The 20,718-nt window shown below is 39.3% G+C and carries 24 protein-coding genes; 1 reads left to right on the top strand and 23 read right to left on the bottom strand.

The window, feature by feature from the left end; genetic code table 11:
- Positions 1-2: 2 nt before the first annotated feature.
- From CEF16_RS04245 to CEF16_RS04230, 5 genes are all read right to left on the bottom strand, one after another.
- Entirely contained in the window at positions 3-1,202 is a 1,200-nt protein-coding gene (locus CEF16_RS04245) for a class I SAM-dependent rRNA methyltransferase (protein ID WP_091580081.1), read from the bottom strand.
- A gap of 586 nt (positions 1,203-1,788) precedes the next feature.
- Positions 1,789-1,932, bottom strand: a complete 144-nt coding sequence (locus CEF16_RS23570; RefSeq protein WP_170031574.1) for a hypothetical protein — start codon at positions 1,930-1,932, stop codon at positions 1,789-1,791.
- A 136-nt stretch (positions 1,933-2,068) separates the two neighbouring features.
- On the bottom strand, positions 2,069-2,191 hold the full coding sequence (locus CEF16_RS24740; protein ID WP_281259144.1) for a hypothetical protein: 123 nt from the start codon (positions 2,189-2,191) through the stop codon (positions 2,069-2,071).
- 116 nt (positions 2,192-2,307) lie between these two features.
- Positions 2,308-3,351, bottom strand: coding sequence for an ion channel (locus CEF16_RS04235; RefSeq protein ID WP_170031571.1), 1,044 nt, complete (start codon positions 3,349-3,351; stop codon positions 2,308-2,310).
- 119 nt (positions 3,352-3,470) lie between these two features.
- Entirely contained in the window at positions 3,471-3,929 is a 459-nt protein-coding gene (locus CEF16_RS04230) for a hypothetical protein (RefSeq protein WP_091580073.1), read from the bottom strand.
- Positions 3,930-4,072: 143 nt separating this feature from the next.
- Between CEF16_RS04230 and CEF16_RS04225 the strand changes: the two genes are divergently transcribed.
- Positions 4,073-4,519, top strand: a complete 447-nt coding sequence (locus CEF16_RS04225) for a hypothetical protein (protein WP_091580071.1) — start codon at positions 4,073-4,075, stop codon at positions 4,517-4,519.
- Between the two features lie 3 nt (positions 4,520-4,522).
- Here the strand turns inward: CEF16_RS04225 and CEF16_RS04220 are convergent, their stop codons facing one another.
- The 18 genes from CEF16_RS04220 to CEF16_RS04130 form a co-directional block, all read right to left on the bottom strand.
- A complete protein-coding gene (locus CEF16_RS04220) occupies positions 4,523-5,182 on the bottom strand; it encodes an SIMPL domain-containing protein (RefSeq protein WP_170031568.1) in 660 nt (219 codons plus the stop codon).
- Between the two features lie 206 nt (positions 5,183-5,388).
- On the bottom strand, positions 5,389-5,619 hold the full coding sequence (locus CEF16_RS04215) for a Spo0E family sporulation regulatory protein-aspartic acid phosphatase (RefSeq protein ID WP_281259207.1): 231 nt from the start codon (positions 5,617-5,619) through the stop codon (positions 5,389-5,391).
- A 550-nt stretch (positions 5,620-6,169) separates the two neighbouring features.
- Positions 6,170-7,165 (bottom strand): zinc-binding dehydrogenase, encoded by a 996-nt coding sequence (locus tag CEF16_RS04210; RefSeq protein WP_091580063.1) that lies wholly within the window; start codon positions 7,163-7,165, stop codon positions 6,170-6,172.
- A gap of 716 nt (positions 7,166-7,881) precedes the next feature.
- The gene (gene bluB, locus CEF16_RS04200; RefSeq protein ID WP_091580060.1) at positions 7,882-8,526 is read right to left on the bottom strand and encodes a 5,6-dimethylbenzimidazole synthase; all 645 of its coding nucleotides are present in this window, start codon (positions 8,524-8,526) and stop codon (positions 7,882-7,884) included.
- Between the two features lie 21 nt (positions 8,527-8,547).
- Complete coding sequence (locus CEF16_RS24255; RefSeq protein ID WP_102776556.1) at positions 8,548-8,811, bottom strand: hypothetical protein; 264 nt, start codon at positions 8,809-8,811, stop codon at positions 8,548-8,550.
- A gap of 140 nt (positions 8,812-8,951) precedes the next feature.
- Complete coding sequence (locus tag CEF16_RS24250; protein ID WP_102776555.1) at positions 8,952-9,167, bottom strand: hypothetical protein; 216 nt, start codon at positions 9,165-9,167, stop codon at positions 8,952-8,954.
- A 126-nt stretch (positions 9,168-9,293) separates the two neighbouring features.
- Positions 9,294-10,082 carry an ABC transporter substrate-binding protein gene (locus CEF16_RS04185; RefSeq protein ID WP_425428014.1) on the bottom strand — a complete coding sequence of 263 codons (789 nt, stop codon included), beginning with the start codon at positions 10,080-10,082 and terminating at the stop codon, positions 9,294-9,296.
- A gap of 159 nt (positions 10,083-10,241) precedes the next feature.
- Positions 10,242-11,276, bottom strand: a complete 1,035-nt coding sequence (locus CEF16_RS04180) for a FecCD family ABC transporter permease (RefSeq protein ID WP_091580057.1) — start codon at positions 11,274-11,276, stop codon at positions 10,242-10,244.
- The gene (cobA, locus tag CEF16_RS04175; protein WP_091580055.1) at positions 11,266-12,057 is read right to left on the bottom strand and encodes a uroporphyrinogen-III C-methyltransferase; all 792 of its coding nucleotides are present in this window, start codon (positions 12,055-12,057) and stop codon (positions 11,266-11,268) included. Before cobA ends, CEF16_RS04180 begins: the two co-directional genes overlap by 11 nt.
- Positions 12,054-13,433 (bottom strand): cobyrinic acid a,c-diamide synthase CobB, encoded by a 1,380-nt coding sequence (locus tag CEF16_RS04170; RefSeq protein ID WP_091580051.1) that lies wholly within the window; start codon positions 13,431-13,433, stop codon positions 12,054-12,056. The genes cobA and CEF16_RS04170 overlap by 4 nt, the downstream gene beginning before the upstream one ends.
- 17 nt (positions 13,434-13,450) lie before the next feature.
- Entirely contained in the window at positions 13,451-14,539 is a 1,089-nt protein-coding gene (locus CEF16_RS04165) for a cobalt-precorrin 5A hydrolase (protein WP_091580048.1), read from the bottom strand.
- Positions 14,532-15,323, bottom strand: a complete 792-nt coding sequence (cobM, locus tag CEF16_RS04160; RefSeq protein ID WP_091580045.1) for a precorrin-4 C(11)-methyltransferase — start codon at positions 15,321-15,323, stop codon at positions 14,532-14,534. Before cobM ends, CEF16_RS04165 begins: the two co-directional genes overlap by 8 nt.
- The gene (gene cobI, locus CEF16_RS04155; RefSeq protein WP_091580042.1) at positions 15,320-16,048 is read right to left on the bottom strand and encodes a precorrin-2 C(20)-methyltransferase; all 729 of its coding nucleotides are present in this window, start codon (positions 16,046-16,048) and stop codon (positions 15,320-15,322) included. The genes cobM and cobI overlap by 4 nt, the downstream gene beginning before the upstream one ends.
- Positions 16,045-17,253 (bottom strand): precorrin-6y C5,15-methyltransferase (decarboxylating) subunit CbiE, encoded by a 1,209-nt coding sequence (gene cbiE, locus CEF16_RS04150; protein WP_091580039.1) that lies wholly within the window; start codon positions 17,251-17,253, stop codon positions 16,045-16,047. The genes cobI and cbiE overlap by 4 nt, the downstream gene beginning before the upstream one ends.
- Positions 17,250-18,380: a cobalt-precorrin-5B (C(1))-methyltransferase gene (locus tag CEF16_RS04145; RefSeq protein ID WP_091580036.1), complete on the bottom strand. Its 1,131-nt coding sequence runs from the start codon at positions 18,378-18,380 to the stop codon at positions 17,250-17,252. The genes cbiE and CEF16_RS04145 overlap by 4 nt, the downstream gene beginning before the upstream one ends.
- Entirely contained in the window at positions 18,358-19,032 is a 675-nt protein-coding gene (locus tag CEF16_RS04140; RefSeq protein WP_091580034.1) for a precorrin-8X methylmutase, read from the bottom strand. Before CEF16_RS04140 ends, CEF16_RS04145 begins: the two co-directional genes overlap by 23 nt.
- The gene (gene cobK, locus CEF16_RS04135; RefSeq protein ID WP_091580031.1) at positions 19,033-19,809 is read right to left on the bottom strand and encodes a precorrin-6A reductase; all 777 of its coding nucleotides are present in this window, start codon (positions 19,807-19,809) and stop codon (positions 19,033-19,035) included.
- Positions 19,806-20,708 carry a sirohydrochlorin chelatase gene (locus tag CEF16_RS04130; protein WP_091580029.1) on the bottom strand — a complete coding sequence of 301 codons (903 nt, stop codon included), beginning with the start codon at positions 20,706-20,708 and terminating at the stop codon, positions 19,806-19,808. Before CEF16_RS04130 ends, cobK begins: the two co-directional genes overlap by 4 nt.
- Positions 20,709-20,718 lie beyond the last annotated feature (10 nt).

Here is a 20,718-nt window from a genome sequence, read left to right as displayed (position 1 = left end):
TTTCATTTACTATATTTTTTTATAAATACAACTTTTAAGTAGTTCCCTTCTGGATATGCTGTGATCGTTTGAAAATCTTCTGGTAAATCATGTTCCTCTAGCACTTTATACTTCTTTCCTGTCTCCTTAAAAGCCTGCTTAATGAACGATTTAAATTTATCCATACCAAAACCGCTGTAATTCGTCGACGCTGCAATAACCCCATTATCTTCTGTTATGTTAATAGCTTGTTTTAACAGATCTTTATAATCCTTGGCTGCGCTGAATGTGTGCTTTTTTGAACGGGCAAAGCTTGGCGGGTCTAGAATAATCATGTCAAAAGTAATTCCTTTTTTAAAAGCATAGTTAAAATATTTAAAAACGTCCATCACTTTGATGTCATGTGCTTCATAATCTAATCCATTTACACTGAATTGTTCTATCGTTTTTGGCAGGCTTCGATTTGCCAAATCTACACTGGTTGTTTTTTCTGCTCCGCCAAGTGCAGCAAACACAGAGAAAGCACCAGTATAGGAAAAAGTATTAAGAACTCTTTTCCCTTTTGCAAATTTATCTCGGATCGCTTTTCTTACATTTCTTTGATCTAAAAATATCCCCGTCATCGGACCTTCATTTACATTTACTGCCACATGAACGCCATTTTCCTTTACAATAATAGGAAACTCTCCTCTTACGCCTGTAACAAAGTCATCTTCTTCAACATATTTACCACCAGTATTAAACCTCTTTTTCTGATAAATTCCTTTAAAGGCCGTCACATCCTGTAATGAGCGAAGGACGTAATCCTGAAACGCATAGATACCCTGACTGTACCATGTAATAACGTAATAGCCGTCATAATAATCAATAGTTAATCCGCCTATGCCGTCACCTTCTCCATTAAACACACGAAAAGCAGTCGTTGTTTTATCCTGAAAAAAAGAACGACGTTTATTTAATGCTTTACTTATTTTATTATCGAAAAAATTCTGATTTATTGATTCGTTTTCATTTTGAGTCAGTATCCAGCCATATCCTTTATTTTGCCTGCCGTAATAACCTTTTCCGAGGAAGCGGTTGTTTTCGTCCGCTAATCGTAGAAGCATTCCTTCTTTTTTTAACTGTTCTGCGTTTAAAATGGCTTCTCTCAACAATAATGGGTAACCATTTTTATATTTGTTTATAAACTTGTTTTTTACTTTAAGTGTTATTTTTTTTGCCATTATTTTCACCCTATCGTTGCATCAAGTCTTATTAAGTTATCTTCCTCGTACTTTACAGGATTGTTGATCAAAGTGTCTAATCAATAGATTAATTTCATACAAAAAAATAAAAGCGGGATGGCCGCAGTTGTAGTAAAAAATACTACCGTAGAAGCAAATTGTGTGTCTCCTCCATATTTTTTCGCATATATCGAAATGGTTGGAGCTGATGGCATACCAACAATCAGCACAGCTATGCTCATTAGAGGATAAGAGATAGGGAAAAATAGATTACCGGAACAAACAACAACGGTATAATAATAAGCTTGATGGCTGCCACTTGCCACATTAGCTTGTTTTTCATGTAAAAATTAATATTTCGTTACTGGTGACATTTTTGAGTAAACTTCCAAGCAGAATCATCGATAAAGGAATAGTCATTTTGCCTATTTCTAATAAACTTGAAACAGGCTGAGGCCAGCTTAAAGAAGCAAAAAATATCACCATCCCGCCCATTACAGCCATAATACCTGGATTAATAAACACTTTTTTCCAATCGATATTGTATTCTTAGAACGGACGAACAGATAATATTAAATATATGACATTAAAACATGGTTGCATACACAATACCAACTTCATTAAACAATATATAAGCGGCAGCATAACCAAGAAAACCTTGGTTCATAAATATAATAAGTCCTTCCAAAACATTTTCCCGGTCTGCAGATAATGCATAACGCTTTCTCATAAACTGCCTATCACACCAGCAAGAAATAAAATATAAACAGATAAACAAACTAGAATATTCATGTCTAGGACTAAGGCTTTTGAAAAGGAAATATCCATAGAAAACAGTATTAACGCAGGCAGTGTGATAAATAATACTAATTGGGTAAGATGTGGTCCGCATGTGCGTTTAAGACGGCCTTTTTTCCTGCTATATATCCAATAACAACCATACCATAAAGGGATAACATCTCTTCAAGAAACGGCATCATTGTATTCATTAGAACTCCTCCCTCAACTCTATGTGAAGTTGTCACAATATGTTAGAAGAGAGAAGATGATTGTTCACCTATGAAATTTTTCACAATGAAAGTTCTTGAGATTTCCTGCTCAAGAACTAACCTTCGTTCATGGAATCCATTACCTTTTTGTAGACTTGTTCTTCACAAATAATAAACAGTTTCGAATCCATTGGCAACGTTTCATCTAAGTGTTTAATGATATTGAAGTTATCTTTATCAGCTATTAAATGAGCTCCTTTTTTCTTTAAGTCCTCAAAAGCATCCTGGTATGTTACCCAGCTTTCTCTTTTAGGTACGTTCCATAAGCTGACATCATATTTCCTGCTTAACAGCTTCATAAATAAAGTACTCGATCCTTTGAACATAGCGGACCTTGCCATTAAATCAGATAACGCTTCACCCGCCAGCACAAACTCATCTACTTCTAAATGCTTAAAATTGGCTATATGGTTTTCTTTTTTTATTTCTACAAGCGTATAAACATTTTTATTGTTTTGTCTCATAAAACTTTTTATAGAACTTGTAATGAGTAAAGTCATTCCATCAGCAGTGGTTTCATCGATCATTCCATGAGGAGAATATACAAGCACTGCTTTTGCATATGTTAGGTTTGCTTTTTCATAAGTATTTATATCGGTTATATCTCCATTTATATAAAACAAACGTGCAGATGGCGTAAATGGCGCTTTTGGCGCTGAATCAATGACTACGATATTAACGTCAGGGTCAGCAAGCTGCAGCTCTTTAATTGTATTTTGACTTTTTTCCGTCCACCCAACAATCACATAATGGTTTTTTCCTTTGTAACTCAATTTCCCCTCCTCCTTTAGTTTTCTGTATATCCCAAAACTTTCCACTATTTTTCCGATCACTACACCTATTAAACCTACCCCAAAAATATATAAAAATACCGCAAATAACTTTCCAGCCATTGTTTTAGGGACCAAATCCCCATAACCAGTAGTTGTCATGGTGGTCATTACCCACCAGAAACCAAGAAAAGGTGAAGTAAATACACCCGGCTCTAAATATGAAATAAAGAAAGAACTTAGCGCTATAAAAAGAATGGTAATAAAGAAAATCGTAAGCTTTCTTGCTTTTACTACGTTTTTCATTAAATCAAAAATAAATAACAACACTTCTTCCCCCCTTACCACCATTTTTCCCTACCTATCGGAAAGGTATCCTAATACTTTTGAAAAACTGAGCTGCTTGTCTTAAAGAGCCCTCGTTTGTAAGGGGTTAGACAGGTTACGTTTTAGGAACCATTACTTACAGTACTATCATTTTCCATCCAATTATAATAGTTTTTTAACAGCCATAAAGACATAGCATAAATAAAAAACGTATGAATAATCGTCCAACCTTTCCTATATTCTACTTTCCGTATAACAACCATTACATATTCCACAGCTGTAGAAAGAATAGCAAATAAGATAACCCATATGTCAGTAAATGTATATTTTTTATATAGCGTGTAAATAAAGATACATCCTAAAATGGGAAAGTAACCGAAATTTTGTGGAAAAGTAGTGATAAACTGCCATTTTTTTACTCGCGGCATGACAAGCCAATATTTATTGCCTGCTACATTTATCAAAACAGAAAGAAAACTCACAAATGGGACCACTTTTTTTAATATATTTTTATCATCTTTGAAAAATAAAATGCCGCATATCCAGGGGATAATAAATCCAAATATAATATTTACAGCCATATAAAAATCACCTCTAATGAGATGATAGCCAGACGAAAAATCTACTATTCATTCTTATAAGAATACTTGCTTAAGATCGCAAAGAATCAATCAAAAAATCATTAATTGGAAAAGTTAATCAAGGAGAAGCTGGAGGTTAAGGAATGTTTTTAAATATAGTAGCAGGATTTATTATTCCATTGATCTTATCTTTCTTCTTATATAAAAAGTATCCCAAAGTTATCATCTTCTTGTATCCATTAGGTATTTCCATTGCATTTGCAGCAAATGACTGGGGATATCAATACTATTGGTTAGTAGCACCGTTTCATGACAACCCTTCCTTAGCTGTGCTTCCGTTTAATTTTGGTTATTTTCCCTTTATTTGCTATCTTTTTTCTTATTTTAAAGTAAAACAGCTAATGAACAGTAATTTACTGCTAATGGTTTTTGCATTCGTTACAACGTGCATTGAATATTTAGGTGTTTTATTGGACAGGATTCACTATTACGGGGAATGGAACATTTTCTTTACTTTTCTCACTTATCTCATATGCTTTATGATTACGTCTTTTTATGTGAAGATATTGAAGATATATCAAGTACTATAATAGTTAAGAATAAAACTGAAATTGAACTTCTACTTGTGCAGTAATGGTTAACTGTCCGGGTTCAATTGACACTGCAGGTAATGCAAGCGTTTGAGGTGAATCCCTTACATTAGGAGAAGTAAATTGCTCTTTAATATCAACCGGAGCAGGATCAAGACGAAGCTGCATCGTTTCAGCTGTCGTTTGGGCTTTTGCGGAGGCATCGTCTAAAGCAAATCGAAGAGATTGCAGGTAGTAAGGTTGAGCATTTTCTAACGAAAAATGAATATCTGATACTCGGTTAGCACCGTTTTCTACAGCCGTATCTATGATGTTTCCAGTTTGATTTAGGTTATCTATCGTGACGGCAATCATGTGAGTTACCTGAAATTCTCTAAATTCCTGTTTTCCGTCCACATAATCATATTGAGGTGTAATGAAAAAATCAACAGTCTGAATGTTTTCTTCATAGATTCCTGCTTCGACCAAAGAAGTGACCACCTGATTCATTATTACGGCATTCTCCTGCTGTGCGACTCTAAGTTCTCTGCCTTGAGTCACCACTCCTAACTGCACTTTAGCTATGTTTGGTTCCGTTAAAATGCTTCCTGCACCATTGACTGTCATTATACGTTTGCTGCAATCGTGCCACAGATATTCATTATAAGTTGGGACAAAGTACAATATCCCTTCCCCCTTAAAATATTTATTATTTAATTTCATGAAAAAGGATACATTAATATGCGTGATTTGTTCTTTTCATTTCATGAGAAAACACTGCCTTCCCCAAAAGGAAAGCAGTGTTCTTTTTGACACTGTTAAGGCTATAGAATAAGTTGCTCAACAGTACAAGGGATGGACTAATCCCTCCGTTGCCGCAGGACACGGGTTTACAGGCGGTTTCCTTTAAATGGCCGCAAGCCGAGTGTTCCAAATCCCTTAAAATTCTTTAATAATATTGAACAAACTTTTTTTGATTTTGTCTGTATCCTTTGGTATTCATTAAGTAAAATATCTAACTCCTGGCTCGAATCTACTGTTCTAGGATCAGTAAGTCCGTAAAGATCCGCTTTCCTATGCATTTCCTTTTTTTTCAACGTTATTTGACTCAGCAAGACCATTTCCCTAAAAATTGTTTCCATCTCCTCTATGTTTTTTAATACGTATGTTTTTATTGGAAAAGATTCTTAGCTGTTATGAATTCACATAGCCTATCATACATGAAAATGAATTAAAATATTGTAGAAAATTGTTTCTGCAGAAATTTTTTTTCGACGAAGTTTTAAAAAGTAGAAGGGTTGCCAACCCTTATGCCAGCCTTTTTTCCCTTCTCAATTACATGTCAATAGAAGAAGGGAGAACCAATATATCTTAGTGTCAAAAACGGGAACCTGAACCGTCTGAATCTTCGACACCTGCGCGGGAAAACATAACAAGAACCAAATCCAGATCCATGCTGTTACAGATGACCAAAAAACTGATTTTCCATAGTTTGAAGTTGAACCATATACAATAGGTATTGTTGACACGTATCATACATTTGCTGGGTGTCTGCTGCTCCTCTTCACCGGAATCATTTATAAAAAGGTTTTCAAATAATCATGCACGTTCTAATCTCCTGTAAAATACTTTCAACGATACTGTATGCAAACACCCAACTTACGCAACTAGCTAAGTATTTATATGAAAACCTATCTTTCCGAGCTGAGCCCCTTTTTCCATTCGATAAAAACCTTCCTTAAACTGTTCAATGGGATATATTTGATCAAGCACTGGTTTTATGTGGTGTTTTTGTATAAACTTCAGCATTTCTCTATATTCTTCAGTGCTTCCCATTGTAGTTCCCAGTAAATTGTACTGGCCATAAAAAAATTTCCGGATATCGATTTCTACTCTATCACCGGCAGACGCTCCAAACGTGACAACGGTACCGCCACGTCGAACTTGATCAAGAGATTTGTTAAATGTTGCTGCACCTACACATTCAATGACGAGATCCATTTTTTCATTATTTAATTGCTTATTCCAATCTTCATTGCTGTCAATAGCTTTATCTGCACCAAGTTCAAGGGCATTTTCGCATTTATCTTTTGAACGAGAAGTCACGTAAACTGTTGCTCCAGCAGCCTTTGCAAATTGTAATAAAAAAGTTGCCACTCCGCTTCCAATACCTGGGATGAGAACAGTGGTACCAGCACGCAAATGGCCTCTTGTAAATAATGCCCGATAAGCAGTTAATGCAGCCAATGACAATACCCCTGCCTCTTCCCACGATAAATACTCAGGTTTTGACTCTACGTTATCAGCAGAAATAATAATAAATTCCGCAAAAGTACCGTGTTCCGGATACCCAAGAACGTTAAACCCCTCAGGCGGCGCCTCACTATTATATTGCCATCCAATAGATGGATTAATGATTACTTCATCGCCAATTTTTACATTCTCTACTCCTTGACCTGCTATTTCGACAATTCCTGCTCCATCAGAACCCAGAATAATAGGAGGATCGGTTGGTTTATGCCGCTCAAGCAGAAATAAATCCCGGTGATTTAAGCCGGCAGTTTTCAGTTTTACTTTTACCTCCCCTTCTTTAGGTTCCATTTGTTCCATGCTTCGATAATGAAGACCGTCCATTCCAGTTTGATGTTCATGTACGACTGCTTTCATCATTTACCTCCTTAAAAACTTTTCATCATTTTTCATTATTTAGTCATTACCAGAAACAAATATAGGATTAAATACTAATAAAGAAAGGCAGCTGATTATTCAAATGACTTCACGGTTTTTAAACATTGCGGTTGTGTACTTTGTCATTGGTATTTGTATGGGCCTGTATATGGGAATCGTTCAACAATTTCAGTTCACCTCAGTTCACGCCCATATCAATTTATTAGGATGGGTTTCTATGTCGCTTTTTGGAATCATTTACTATATATCCAAACGCAAGTCAAACTAAATTAGCAAACATCCATTTTTGGCTGCATAATCTAAGGCTTCCTATTATGCAAGGAACCCTTTTTGTTATGATACTTACAAATACCGCTCCCTTATTCTTTTTACGTTTATCGGCTCGATTATGATTGTTGTCGGTGCCGTCCTATTTATGGTTAATTTATTCAGCCATGCAGCTAATCAAGCCTCTTGATCACACCCTTAATCTAATTTCAACAAAAACATAATAATTCCTTTTTAGAAAAACTCGATTTGACACCATATTAAAAAAACTCGGCTTACCGCTGAGTCCTTGTAGCAAAAGCCGTTTTGCTTATACTTTAATCTTTTAATAAAATTAAACTTAATTACCAATAAGAGCTTTTCTTCTTAACTATCCAAAGAGAACCATGTGCGAATTTTTCTAGCACATGGTTCTCCCTATTGTTAAATTAATTTTTCCATTCATTATAAAATATCCGATCCTGTAATGACTGTCTTTTCTCCCAATTTGCGGATTCCAAAATAGGCTTTTCTGGATAGTGATCCGTATACCCTATAGATAGGAGGGCAATGGGGTCAATGTGCGGAGGTATTTTCAAAATATTACGTACATCATTTTTCTTATAAAAACTGACCCATCCCATAGCCAATCCTTCGGCATACGAAGCTAACCACATATTTTGAATAGCACAAGCTGTCGATAGCATATCCGTTTCCGGTATGGAATTCCTTCCTAACACATGTGCTCCCCCTTGTGTTGGATCACACGTAACACAGATTGTTAAAGGAGCTTCTTTTATCCCTTCTACTTTTAAACGAAGAAATTTCGTCTCTTTTTCCCCTTCATAATGGATGGCCAGAGCTTTTCTTTCTTTCTCAGCAGCCCATGCTAATAGATCCTTTTTTTCAGCCGCTGTTATGACAATAAAATTCCAAGGCTGCATAAACCCGACCGATGGCGCGTGATGGGCAGCGTTTAATAATCGATCAATTATTTCTGAGGGGACAGGATCATTACGAAAACTGCGTACATCTCTTCTATTAAAAACAGCTTTATAAACAGCTTGTTTTTCTTCCTCTGAAAAAAATTTCATTGTTTCACTCCTCAAATACTTTTAAAACAATTCGACGGCCATCCAAGCCCCCAGGCTAATGCTATATATTCCTGTCACAGAACCGAAAATAATATATACTTTTTTCTTAATGGAGGCTTTCAAAAAACCCCAGGAGAGAAGAATCGTAATTAGAATCGTAGAAATGAGAAGACCGATGACAAATAAGGTGAGTTGAAGCAGAGCAGCCGTCATATTATGAACCCCTGCTGCGTTCGTGATAATAGCTAATTGTGTTGGACTTTCCACTCCAATTCCATGAATCACACATATAATATAGGCCCCTGCAATCCCCGCGTTTATCGGAGATAACGTTATGCTTTTTCTGCTGGAAAACAGAATATAAAATCAGTCCTCCTAATAGGACAAGCGTAAAACTAACCAGCATTTCGATAAACGTTTGTGCTTCATGGAGAAGATTTGCACCAAAAAAGATAGTGGCTAAACCAATAAATAACTACAATAAAACCGTGGCCTATCGCATACATAAGCCCTAATGATACTTGTTTTTGTCGTTTTTTCTCTGCCCCGACCATATCTGCAATAGCGGCCACATGGTCGCCATCTATACCGTGTTTCATTCCAATAAAACCCGCTAACATTGCAAATGAAATGAACTCCAACAATAGTCTCTCCTTATATATATTATAAAAGGGGTTAAATTATTTTAATTACGTTACACAAGATAAGTTAATAAAGAACATCCTGCTCTTTCAGTATTATGGAATGGAACGTAACGACAGCTAAAGTTAATATATGCCATCAACTATTTTTTCCAATGCTTCAGGTGCTCGAATGCCTTCGGAAGCTTCAGACAACGGAATAATGGTAAATTGTTCCTCTTTCACTGCTTTCAGCTCTTTCATGACGGAATGATTTTTAAGAAACGTTTTTTTGTCCTCAACACTTGTGTCCCCGTAATCTATAATAATTATTTCATCAGGAGCAGCTTCAGCTACCTCTTCCCAGCTGACCGTTGCCCACCCTTTATTTAAATTACCAAAGATATTTTCGGCTCCTCCGATTTCAATGAGGGTGTTTAAAAAATTCTGCCCGGCTGTCAATGGAGCAGAATCTCCACTGTCATATACAAATACTTTTTTTGTTACTTCCTGTTTTGGGATATTTTGCTGTATTTCTTGAACTTTAGATTGAATTTCACTGGTTAAGGTTTCGGCTGCTTCTTCTTCTCGAAAAATTTTACCTATATTTTTAATATCCTGAAAAACGTCTTCGAGCTGCGGATTTTTTATATTGGAAGACTCATGAAGATAAGATGCAATCCCAAATTTCTCGAGTTCCTCTCTGCTGCCTGCTGCTTCATTTTGAAAAGCGCTTTCCCAGCCGCCATAAATAAAATCCGGTTTCGCTGCAAGTATATTTTCTTGAGATGGATATTGCTCCGCAAGAACAGGTACTTTTTCATACGCGTCTTTTAAATCGGGGTGAATAGCGTCATCTAAATAAGCAGTTCCAACCATACGATCTTCTAATCCAAGGGCAAGCATTATTTCTGTAACGTGCTGATTGAGAGAAATAGCACGTTCGGGAGCGTTTTCTAGTATGATTTCCTCGTCTTGGTTTTCTACTTTTATTTGTTCACTATTACTTGCTGTCGTCTCTTTACTCTCGACTTGACACGCGGCCAGAAACAATAAGGAGAGTATAACGATCATTTTCTTCAAGTCTTTTTCCTCCTAGACTATGTAATTACTTCTGCGCAAAAGCCATATAAAGAACGGCCCTCCGCAAATAGCTGTAACAATACCTATCGGAAGCTCTTCTGGTGCCACTAACATTCTAGCAGCTATATCTGCTAATATCATAAATACGGCACCAAGCATAGTACTGGCTGGGAGCAGTACACGATGATCTGCACCAACAATGATTCGTGCCATATGAGGGATCATTAAGCCAACAAAACCAATCGCACCGCTGAACGCTACCAGTACGCCTGTAATTAACGCAGTAATGATAATAATTACTGCTTTAAATGATTCTATGTTTAATCCTAAAGACTGCGCCGTTGCATCATCTGTGATAAGTACATTTAAGGAGCGAAACGATTGATGAAAAAAGCAGTAACCTAAAGCCACTACTGCTACAGGGAGCCATAACTGATCAAAAGCTGCTCCGGCTAAGCTGCCAAGCATCCAGTAAAGTGCCGTTTGTATACCTTCTTCCCGCGGATTCATCATAACGAGAAAACTCGTTAAGGCGCTCAGCATCATCGAAACAGCCACTCCAGATAAAAGCAGCCTCGATACAGAAATTCTAAAACGGCTTTGAGCAAGTATATAAACCGCTACCACTGTTAATAAAGCTCCTAAAAAGGCAGCTCCGGAAACAGCATACGTTCCAAAAAAAGAAAAGGCCCCCGCTAATATGACGAGCGTTGCCCCAACAGAAGCACCAGAAGATACACCTAGTATGTAAGGGTCGGCAAGCGGATTTTTAACGAGTGCTTGAATGGCGACTCCCACAATAGCAAGACCTGCTCCAACCGTAAGGGCTAATATCGTTCTTGGGATACGTAAGCTCCATACAATATGATCATAAGTAGTCATATCAGCTGGGCTATAACCTGCTGCTGCCTTCCATAACACACCAAGCACATCATTGGCCGGAACAGAGGCCGAACCAAGCATCAAAGAAGCAAGAACAGATAAAAACAACAATGCAGATAATCCGGCAAATAAAAAAGGGATAGGTGCTAGGTATTTATGTTTCATTGTGTGTAAATGCAGATAATTCTGAAGCCATATCCGCTTCTCCAATAAACCAGCGCATGTTATCACGAAGCTGTACTACTTCGCCTACAATAATAATAGCCGGATTGCTGATCTCGGCTTTCCTTGCTTCAGAGGGAAGTGACGTAAGTGCAGCCGTTACAGTACGCTGCCTGCTTGTCGTTCCCCACTCAATAGCAGCTGCTGGAGTATCAGGAGATTGCCCGCTGTCTATTAATCTAGAAGTGATTGACTCAAGCTGATTCATACCCATATAAAATACAACTGTATCTATCCCCTTTGCTAAAGCTCTCCATTGCTCTTTGTCTTGTTCATTTGGCAAATGTCCAGTTACAATAGCTAATGTCCCGCCAAAAGCACGATGTGTAACTGGAATACCAGCATAGGCAGGTGCCGCAATACCAGAGGTGATACCAGGAATAACTTCAAAAGGAATATCTAACGACGCTAAATGAACGGCTTCTTCCCCGCCGCGGCCAAAAACAAAAGGATCTCCGCCTTTTAACCGGGTAACCACTTTTCCTTCTAACGCTTTTTCACTTAAAATGTGATTGATCTGGTCTTGGCGAAGCGTGTGGTTTTTCGGCAGTTTCCCGCAATATATCTTTTCTGCACCATATTTTACTTCTAGTAATATTTCTTGGTTTACTAACCTGTCATATACCACAACATCAGAGATACGAAGAGTTTCAACGGCTCTTAACGTGAGCAGCTTAGGATCACCTGGCCCAGCTCCTGTTAAAAAAACGCATCCTTTTCTCATTTAACTTTCTCCCGGACACCTTTCCATTCTGCAGCTTGCTCAACAAAACGGTTAGCAATAGAAGTATTAGATCCAAAGTGAATGTGGGTGTAACCTGCTGTAATGTTGTTTTTCACAAAACCTTCTTGACCGGATTTTCTAAGAGCTTTTACTTGATAAGCATCATTCCAATCGTCTTTCTCCTCAGAAACGGAATAATGAAATTCATGGCCTTTTGCTGTATCACCAGCTTTTAAAATAGTTGTATTTTCTAATGCAGTAATTTCACGATATCCTAAAGCGGCCAACTTATTTTTCATTGTAACTACGGCTGGGATAAGTCCGAGCATTTGGTAGCTGGTTCCATCTGTTGTAATGAGTTCTTCTGTTAAATACATGTAGCCGCCGCATTCAGCGTATACAGGCAGTCCACTTTTTATAGCTTTTCGGATGGAATGTTTCACGTCTTCTTGTTCTGCCAGTTGTTTTGCGAATTCTTCAGGAAAGCCGCCGCCAATATACAGAGCATGACTGTTTTCAGGTACAAGTTCACCGGCCAGCGGGCTGAAATACAATAATTCTGCCCCATTTTCTTCTAATAACTCAAGGTTTTCCGGATAATAAAAATTAAACGCTTCATCATAAGCAACCGCAATGTTTACCTTTTTGTCTGCTTGCTCTTGTTTTATAGGCTTTACCGTCCATTCAGGGGCTTGTCCTGCTATTTCCTGTATTATTTTAAGATCAACCTGGGCTTTCATTGTTTCTCCCAGTTGTTCAAAAAAATCATCCAATTCTCCGCGTTCAATTGCTGGAATAAGTCCTAGGTGACGCTCAGGAATCGCCGGCACATCTCCTTTTTTTAAATAGCCCACTACCGGGATACCGCATTCTTTTTCAATGGCTTTTTGACACAGCTTAGCATGTCCTTCACTTCCTGCTTGATTGACAATGACACCGCCAATATTAACTTCCGGAGATAACAGTTGGAATCCCTTCACAATTGCAGCAGCACTGCGCGCCATTGCTCCTATGTTTATAACGAGAATAATGGGTGCTTTTAGCATTTTACTGATTTCAGCCGTGCTTCCAATATCGGATTCGGGACTTTTGCCGTCATACATTCCCATAACCCCTTCAATGATAGAAATATCCGCTTCTTGGCTGCCCTGTTGGAACACACTTTTCATCAATTCTTCTTCTAACATCCAGCTGTCCAGGTTTCTAGAAGGTCTTTTTGTAACAGCCGTGTGATAGCTTGGATCAATATAATCGGGACCGCATTTAAATCCCTGGACGCGTAATCCTTGTTTTTTTAACGCTGCCATTAAACCGATGGAAATCGTCGTTTTACCCGCGCCGCTTCCCGTGCCGGCAATCACAATTCTTGGATTCATGTTTACTTACCTCCTTTTTATTCAAATTCCTCTTGAACAGCCACAGAAATCGTTACATTTCCGGACTTTTCTTTTTCTAGCAGCAATGTTTCATTACCGGAAGAAAGCACAGCTGCCGGTTCACTCACACCATAAGCTCCCGTATACTTATACACTACCTCTGAAGGATTTTGGATGGGGGCACTGTTTAATTTTTCGGGTGAGTAATAATCAAAAGGCCAATTGTTCTTTTCGCACACATGCAAAAGCCCTTCTTCATCTTTTTTTAGATCAATGGTAACCACTTTTTTTATAGAAGATTTACTTAGCTGCAACTTTTGAAATGTGCTGGTAATCACTTCTTCAATTTCAGCTGATTCTGTTCCTCGGTTACAGCCGATCCCTACATGAATCACTTTAGGACGGTAAATAACATGGATATCTGGCAGTTTAGCTTGTTCTTCTTCAGAAAGCTCCCTGTGCGTGATCACAAGGGCAGCATTAGCCTTTTCATTTTCCGATTCATTTATGGAAGATACTACTTTCATATGGGTCGGAAGTGGTTTCGAGGAAGGCTGCCAATTTTTTTCGCCTGCCTGCTGAATAATTAGAAGCGGTTCTTCATTTACAACGGCTGCGCTGGCGGGAGTGACATGGGTAAAGTCCTCAATGGTCCAGCCAAAGGCTTGCCCGAAAATATCGACTGGAATCGTTCCCTGTACGTCAGATGCCGTTGTAATGACAGGCTCAGCATGAAGTTGAGAAGCTAATTGTCTTGTTAAACTATTAGCTCCTCCCAAATGCCCGGAAAGGACACTAATGACAAACTCACCTTTATCATCAATAACAACAACAGCCGGATCAATTTTTTTATCTTTTAAGAGAGGGCTGATCATTCTTACAACGGCACCGAGAGAAATAATCATAACAATACCGTCATATTCTTCAAACCATGCCGGCAGCTGTTTTCGGACAGATCCTTCAAAAAGAGTGAAACCTTTTTCTTTTTCGTCTCCTTTTTCAAACTTACTCATATAAAACACATCTACTTGAGGGGACCCTTTATGAATGCGACGAGCTAATTCGGTACCATGTTTAGTGATAGCAGCAACCGCTATTTTATTCATGGGCGCTTACACCCTTTCGGTAGCCATGTGTGAATGTTTTATCATACAATTTGGATTCATAGGTCCCGCTTTGAATGAGTTCTTGATCTGCCGCTTTACTGATGATCACCATTGCTTGTTTCGTAATTCCGTTTGCACGCATGTCTTCATGAAGATTTCCAAGCGTTGTACGGACTACTTTTTCATCAGGCCAGCTTGCTTTGTATACGACTACGGCAGCATCTTCTTGTGTCCAGCCTGCTTCAAGAAACTCACGAACTACTTTTTTAATCAATGTCGCACTTAAAAATAGAGCAATACTGCACTGGTGGCTAGCAAGATCAACCAGTTTCTCTTTATCCGGCATTGGAGTGCGCCCTTCCGCTCTTGTTAAAATGACCGTTTGTGTTAATTCAGGTACGGTCAGTTCCAGACCGGCACTTGCTGCAGCGGCAAAAGCAGAGCTTACCCCGGGAACGATTTCTGCTTCTATACCTTCTTCAGCGAGCTTTTTCATTTGTTCTAATATAGCGCCATAAACAGTTGGATCCCCAGTGTGAACCCGAGCTGTTTTTTTGCCTTTCTTTGCAGCTTCTACCATCACTTGTACGATTTCTTCTAAATCCATTCCTGCACTTTTTTGTACCACAGCTTCTGATTTGATGTTTTTGAAAAGGTCAGGATTAACAAGAGAATCCGTATAAAGAATAAGGTCTGCTTCTTCAATGAGACGCTTTCCTTTGACGGTGACAAGCTCAGGATCCCCTGGTCCTGCCCCGATAATATAAACCATTGGCTCAGTCATGTCAGCACCTCTTTCTTCTCTTTTCGCACCATCATTAACGTTAAATATTCAAGTTCTGCTGTTTTCAGTTCGGCCACGTTTTTCCAAACCCATTCTTCTTTGGATGTCACTTTTGTGGCTACAGCTGCTGAATCCGCCAATCCTAATTCTTCAAGTAAACTGATCATCATCGGAAGTACTTTAGCCACTTTTATAAATACAATCCCGTCATGCTGCAAAAGTGCTTGCTTCATTTTTTCACGGTCTTCTGTCGCGGGCACAACTGCAGTCCACTCATCACCATCTGCAAGCGGCACCATAATATTGGAAGATATGGCTGTAATAGAAGAAATTCCGGGTATGGAAGTGATTTCAACCTCAGGGTAATGCTTTTTTACGGTTTTCCATAAATGAATAAACGTACTGTAAAGCATTGGGTCTCCTTCTGTAACAAATGCCACATCTTTACCCATTTTCACTTGTTCAAAGAGAGTTACAGCAATTTGGTTCCACTCTCTTTCTAGTATTTCTTTATCTTTTGTCATCGGAAAGACGAGACCAATTTTTTCTTTAATAATGTGTTCATATGGTTCTATAATTTGATAAGCATAACTTTTTGCGCCTTTTCGTTTACGCGGGTACGCTACGACATCTGCTTCTTTTAAAGCACGGTACGCTTTGATCGTCAAAAGTTCTGGATCCCCTGGTCCAACTCCTGTGCCAATAATTTTTCCGTAACGGCTCATTCTGTCATCTCCTTTTGTTTGGCTGTAATAATATAAACTGGGTTCAATCCTTCAAATCGTGTCATATGTAAAATAGGTTTACTGCGTGCAAGATGAGCCATTGTTATATCCACTTCACAGCCAAGTTGCTTAAGAATGTCCTGGGCTTCATGGAGTGTCTCAATCGTAGCTGCGTTTAGAACGATTCTTCCATGCGGGTGCATTTTTTCCACACATAATGTCAGTAATTTATTGATGTTTCCGCCCGTACCACCTAAAAACACAGCATCAGGAGCAGGCCATTCTTCCATATTTTCAGGAGCTTTTCCGTGATGTAAGTGTATATCAGCACGCAGGACAGCAGCGTTTTCTTTGGCATACTCGATGTCCGCTTCATTTTTTTCTATTGCGTAAACACTGCCCTCTGTACATATATGAGCGGCTTCAATAGCAACTGAACCTGTGCATGCCCCAATATCCCAGACCGTACTGTCTTTTTTTAAGTTTAAAGCAGAAAGACTTAACACCCGTACTTCTTTTTTTGTAATCAATCCTTTATCTGGCTTACGCTGTTTGAACAAATCATCGGCAATACCAATAGAAGGCTTCGGTTTAGGATTTTCTGCTTTTAAAATAACAACATTTAACGGTTCTGCCTCGTAGCCCGCTGCTTCTTCAAGTGACAACCATTGTACTTTTTCGTTTTCGCCGCCAAGATGTTCGGCAATACACATTTCATATTCTTTCATCCCGTAATGCAGCAAGTATCGGGCCAGCACAGCTGGAGTGTTTTTTTTATCTGTTAACAAACATACTTTCTTCTGTCCCGAAATTTTTTGGGCCAGACCTTTTAATGATCTGCCATGAACACTAAGAAATTCTGCATCCTGCCAGCTTTCTTTTATTCTTGCAAAAGCAAGTTGAAGCGAGCTTAAAGCAGGATAAGTTGTGACGTCAGGAAGTTTTTTGGAAAGGTAAGCACCTATTCCGTAAAAAAGCGGATCGCCAGAAGCGAGAACAACGGTATCTTTTGGATTGCTCTTCCAGCTGTCAATTTTCTGTTTTAAACCTCCCTCCAGAATGACTTTTTCACCTTTATATTCTGGAAAAAAAGAAAGCTGGCGATGTCCTCCTGCTAAACGCTCACTGTTATAGATCCACTCATGATAAAGCGGCAGAAGGCCTTCTTTTCCGTCTTCTCCGATACCAATCACCTTAATCGTCATGCCTCTTTCCCTTCTTTCTCCTCAACAGGTCCTTCATATACGACTCGAGCGAGCAGATCATTTTTCATCGTCATTAAAATAACCTCGACTTCTATTCCTCCGCCTACATGCTCATAACCTGATTTTGCAGCACGTTCGCACAAAAGCGAAAAGAAGTTATCAAAACCTGCTTCCTTCATAACATTACCGGCTTCCGTCGCCGTATTGGCATTTTCTACTTCTTGCTGCAGCTTCTCATCAGCACCTGCTTGCGCAGCCAATTCTTTTAGAAATCCAAAATCGACCGGGGCACTTTTTGAATGTACCATCATAATTCCTTGCGCTACTTTTGAGAATTTACCCATCATTCCAACAAGAGTCGCCCTTTTTCTTCTTTTTGCTTTGCACTGTTTTAAGCTGAATCCAACAAAATCTCCCATTTCTACAAACGCTTCTTCTTGCAGTTCTGGAAATAACGTAATCGCATATTTTTCACTTCGTCCACCGGTTGAAAGTATAATATGTTCGCAGCTGCTTTCAGAAGCCACACTTATTGCTTGAGCAATGCTTGCTTTAAATGCAGCAGTAGAAAAAGGAACGACGGTGCCGCGCGTACCGAGAATGGAGATTCCTCCGATGATGCCTAGCCTTCCATTCATAGTTTGTTCTGCAATGGTTTCCCCTTCAGGGACAGAAATAATAATTTCAGCTCCTGCATGTTTTGTTTCACCAAGAACTTCTTTCGCCATTTCTGTCATCATTTTTCGCGGCACCGGATTTATTGCAGCTTCCCCCACGGGAACAGGAAGACCGGTTTTTGTCACACGTCCGACCCCCTTGCCCCCGTCTATAACTAACTCATCATTCCATTTTACTGACGCTGTAATTTCAGCCTGGTGTGTAGCATCAGGATCATCGCCTGCATCTTTAATAATGCTTGCTTGCGCCGATTCCGTATCGTATTCTATGTCTTTCATATGAAAGGTCACGCGCTCTCCAATCGGAAGCGTAATCTCTACTGTCATAATCTTTGTTTGAGAAGCCAAGCTTAACATCGCTGCTTTTGCTGCAGCAGTCGCATTGGCTCCTGTCGTATACCCGTGACGTAAATCTTTCGGATCTTTTTTAGGTGCTGATTTTTTCTTCATGAGCCACCTGTTCTTCTGCGATACGGATAAGCGCATTTACAGCAGCGACGGTTACAGGGCTGCCGCCTTTTCTTCCCAAATTTGTAATATGAGGAATGTCCAATTTAGCTAGCTCTTCTTTCGACTCTTGCGCGGATACAAATCCCACCGGCATTCCAATTACCAGCCCGGGATTAGCTTCTCCGCTTTTTACAAGACGAATAAGTTCCAAAAGAGCAGTTGGTGCATTTCCAATTGCAAATATGGCTCCATCCGCTTGTTTGATCGCTTTTCGGGTGGAGACAATCGCACGGGTCGTATTTAAACGCTTCGCTTCTTCAATCACGTCTGGATCAGATATATAAACATTAACGTCCCCGCCGAACTTTTTCAGCTTCGGTTTGCTGATCCCCGCTTGTATCATTTGTACATCTGCCACTATTCCTTTGCCTGAGCGGATTGCAGCGACGCCTGCTCGTACAGCATCAGGGTGGAATTGTACACTTCTTCCTAATTCAAAATCAGCGGAAGCATGGATGATACGCTGAACTACAGGATATTGCTCTTTTGTAAAAGAGTGTTCTCCGATTTCTTCGGTAATCATTTCAAAGCTTTTTCCTTCAATTTCAGTTGGCTGCACCGTTAATGGTTTAAATTCGGTTGAAAAATCCATTTACTGCTCCTCCTTTATTAGTAAACCTCGAAGATAATCGAGTACTTCCTCAGGGTGATCTGTCACTTTTTCATAATCTACATCAGGTCTTTTAATTAAAATCACTTCTAAACCAAGGTCAAGTGCTGCGGTTACTTTTTCATCAAACGAACCTTGTTTACCACTTTCTTTTGTAACGACAACATCAACGCCAAACTGCTTGTACAGAGCATGATTAAGTTCTTTTGAAAAAGGGCCTTGCATCGCCACAATATCTTTTTGAGCTATACCAAGCTCTTTACACTTTTCCATATTTTCTAAGCGCGGAAGCATCCGGCAGATCATTCTTACGTTTTCATCTTTCACAAGTTTTTCGGCAAAAACTCTTAATGTTTTGCTTCCTGTTGTCAGAAAAACCGTGCCGCCCTTTTCAGCAGCTTTCTTGGCTGCTTCTTCATAAGAATCTACTTTGTTTACTTTTTTATCGTAGGTATGAATCGAACTTCGCTCATAGCGAATATATGGAATTCCAGCTTCTTCGGCAGATTGTATCGCATGGCGGGAAGCTTCTTCTGCAAACGGGTGAGACGCATCAACTACTACTCTGGCCATTTTTTCTTTTAACACTGACGTCATTTGATCTGCCGATAACCGTCCAGTTCTAGTGTTAATCCCGCTTGCTTCCAGTTTTTCAGCAGCTTCGTCTGTTACAACCGATGCTAAAAGGGAGTGCCCATCTTGATTTATCTTTTCAGCCAATTCTTTTGCATCACTTGTGCCTGCGAGCATAAATATCATGGCCGTTCTCCTTTCACCGTTTGAACTGCTTCTTCTTTGTCCTCGTTATGACTATGAGGATGATCGTGATCATGATGATGGTGATGATCAATTCCCATATGTTCTACAGCAAACAGTCTGTATTGACACATGTCACAATTTAAGCTCGCATTTCCTTGAAGTGCTTCTTTTGCTCTTTCTTCCAAAATGATTTCAAGCCGCGGATGAAAGCCAATTGGTTTCGTCATAGAAAAATCTAAACCTGGATATTCGGTTTCAAAAGCTGATAGTTTCTCATCCATTCGATCTACTAAAATACCGCTGAAGAAAAAGTACGGAACCATGATTATTCTCTTCGCTCCAAGCCGCGAAAGCCGGTTCACCCCTTCTTCTACTGTTGGTTTAGTAACACCGATATAAGAGATTTCCACTACCTGATGATCCAATTTTTCGGTAAGCAGCCGGGAAAGCTTAAACAATTCACTATTAGCATCTGCATCACTGCTGCCTCGTCCGACAAGAAGTACGGCGGTGTCTGCGTCTCCTTCCTCTGGCAGCATGGTTTCATCTGCTAACTTCTCCTGTAAAATATTTACCATTTCTGGGTGAATTCCAATTGGCCGTCCGTATGTAAAACGAACGTTTGGATACTTTTCTTTCGCTTCATCCATTGCATGAGGGATATGAATTTTGGAATGTCCTGCCGGGAAAAACATAATAGGAACCAATGCAACATTGTCAGCTCCTCGTTTAACACACGCGTCAATGCCATCTGATATCGTTGGCGCTGCAAACTCTAGAAACCCCGTTTCAACAATTGGTACGTCTATGGTCTGTTTTACTTTCTCTACAAACGATAATATATTCTCGTTTCCTTCTCGTTTACGGCTTCCGTGGCCAATAAAAAGTACAGCCTTCATTAGCTTCCTC

Source organism: Alteribacillus bidgolensis (assembly GCF_002886255.1).
GTDB classification, from domain to species: domain Bacteria; phylum Bacillota; class Bacilli; order Bacillales; family Marinococcaceae; genus Alteribacillus; species Alteribacillus bidgolensis.
This window is presented reverse-complemented; position numbering and strand designations above follow the sequence as displayed.

Bases quoted from the DNA above. Each gene is read 5' to 3' on its own strand.
- CEF16_RS04245 (WP_091580081.1), bottom strand. From the start codon at position 1,202: ATGGCAAAAAAAATAACACTTAAAGTAAAAAACAAGTTTATAAACAAA.
- CEF16_RS23570 (WP_170031574.1), bottom strand. From the start codon at position 1,932: ATGAGAAAGCGTTATGCATTATCTGCAGACCGGGAAAATGTTTTGGAA.
- CEF16_RS24740 (WP_281259144.1), bottom strand. From the start codon at position 2,191: ATGAATACAATGATGCCGTTTCTTGAAGAGATGTTATCCCTTTATGGT.
- CEF16_RS04230 (WP_091580073.1), bottom strand. From the start codon at position 3,929: ATGGCTGTAAATATTATATTTGGATTTATTATCCCCTGGATATGCGGC.
- CEF16_RS04225 (WP_091580071.1), top strand. From the start codon at position 4,073: ATGTTTTTAAATATAGTAGCAGGATTTATTATTCCATTGATCTTATCT.
- CEF16_RS04215 (WP_281259207.1), bottom strand. From the start codon at position 5,619: ATGGTCTTGCTGAGTCAAATAACGTTGAAAAAAAAGGAAATGCATAGG.
- CEF16_RS04210 (WP_091580063.1), bottom strand. From the start codon at position 7,165: ATGAAAGCAGTCGTACATGAACATCAAACTGGAATGGACGGTCTTCAT.
- bluB (WP_091580060.1), bottom strand. From the start codon at position 8,526: ATGAAATTTTTTTCAGAGGAAGAAAAACAAGCTGTTTATAAAGCTGTT.
- CEF16_RS04180 (WP_091580057.1), bottom strand. From the start codon at position 11,276: ATGAAACATAAATACCTAGCACCTATCCCTTTTTTATTTGCCGGATTA.
- cobA (WP_091580055.1), bottom strand. From the start codon at position 12,057: ATGAGAAAAGGATGCGTTTTTTTAACAGGAGCTGGGCCAGGTGATCCT.
- CEF16_RS04170 (WP_091580051.1), bottom strand. From the start codon at position 13,433: ATGAATCCAAGAATTGTGATTGCCGGCACGGGAAGCGGCGCGGGTAAA.
- CEF16_RS04165 (WP_091580048.1), bottom strand. From the start codon at position 14,539: ATGAATAAAATAGCGGTTGCTGCTATCACTAAACATGGTACCGAATTA.
- cobM (WP_091580045.1), bottom strand. From the start codon at position 15,323: ATGACTGAGCCAATGGTTTATATTATCGGGGCAGGACCAGGGGATCCT.
- cobI (WP_091580042.1), bottom strand. From the start codon at position 16,048: ATGAGCCGTTACGGAAAAATTATTGGCACAGGAGTTGGACCAGGGGAT.
- cbiE (WP_091580039.1), bottom strand. From the start codon at position 17,253: ATGACGATTAAGGTGATTGGTATCGGAGAAGACGGAAAAGAAGGCCTT.
- CEF16_RS04145 (WP_091580036.1), bottom strand. From the start codon at position 18,380: ATGAAGAAAAAATCAGCACCTAAAAAAGATCCGAAAGATTTACGTCAC.
- CEF16_RS04140 (WP_091580034.1), bottom strand. From the start codon at position 19,032: ATGGATTTTTCAACCGAATTTAAACCATTAACGGTGCAGCCAACTGAA.
- cobK (WP_091580031.1), bottom strand. From the start codon at position 19,809: ATGATATTTATGCTCGCAGGCACAAGTGATGCAAAAGAATTGGCTGAA.
- CEF16_RS04130 (WP_091580029.1), bottom strand. From the start codon at position 20,708: ATGAAGGCTGTACTTTTTATTGGCCACGGAAGCCGTAAACGAGAAGGA.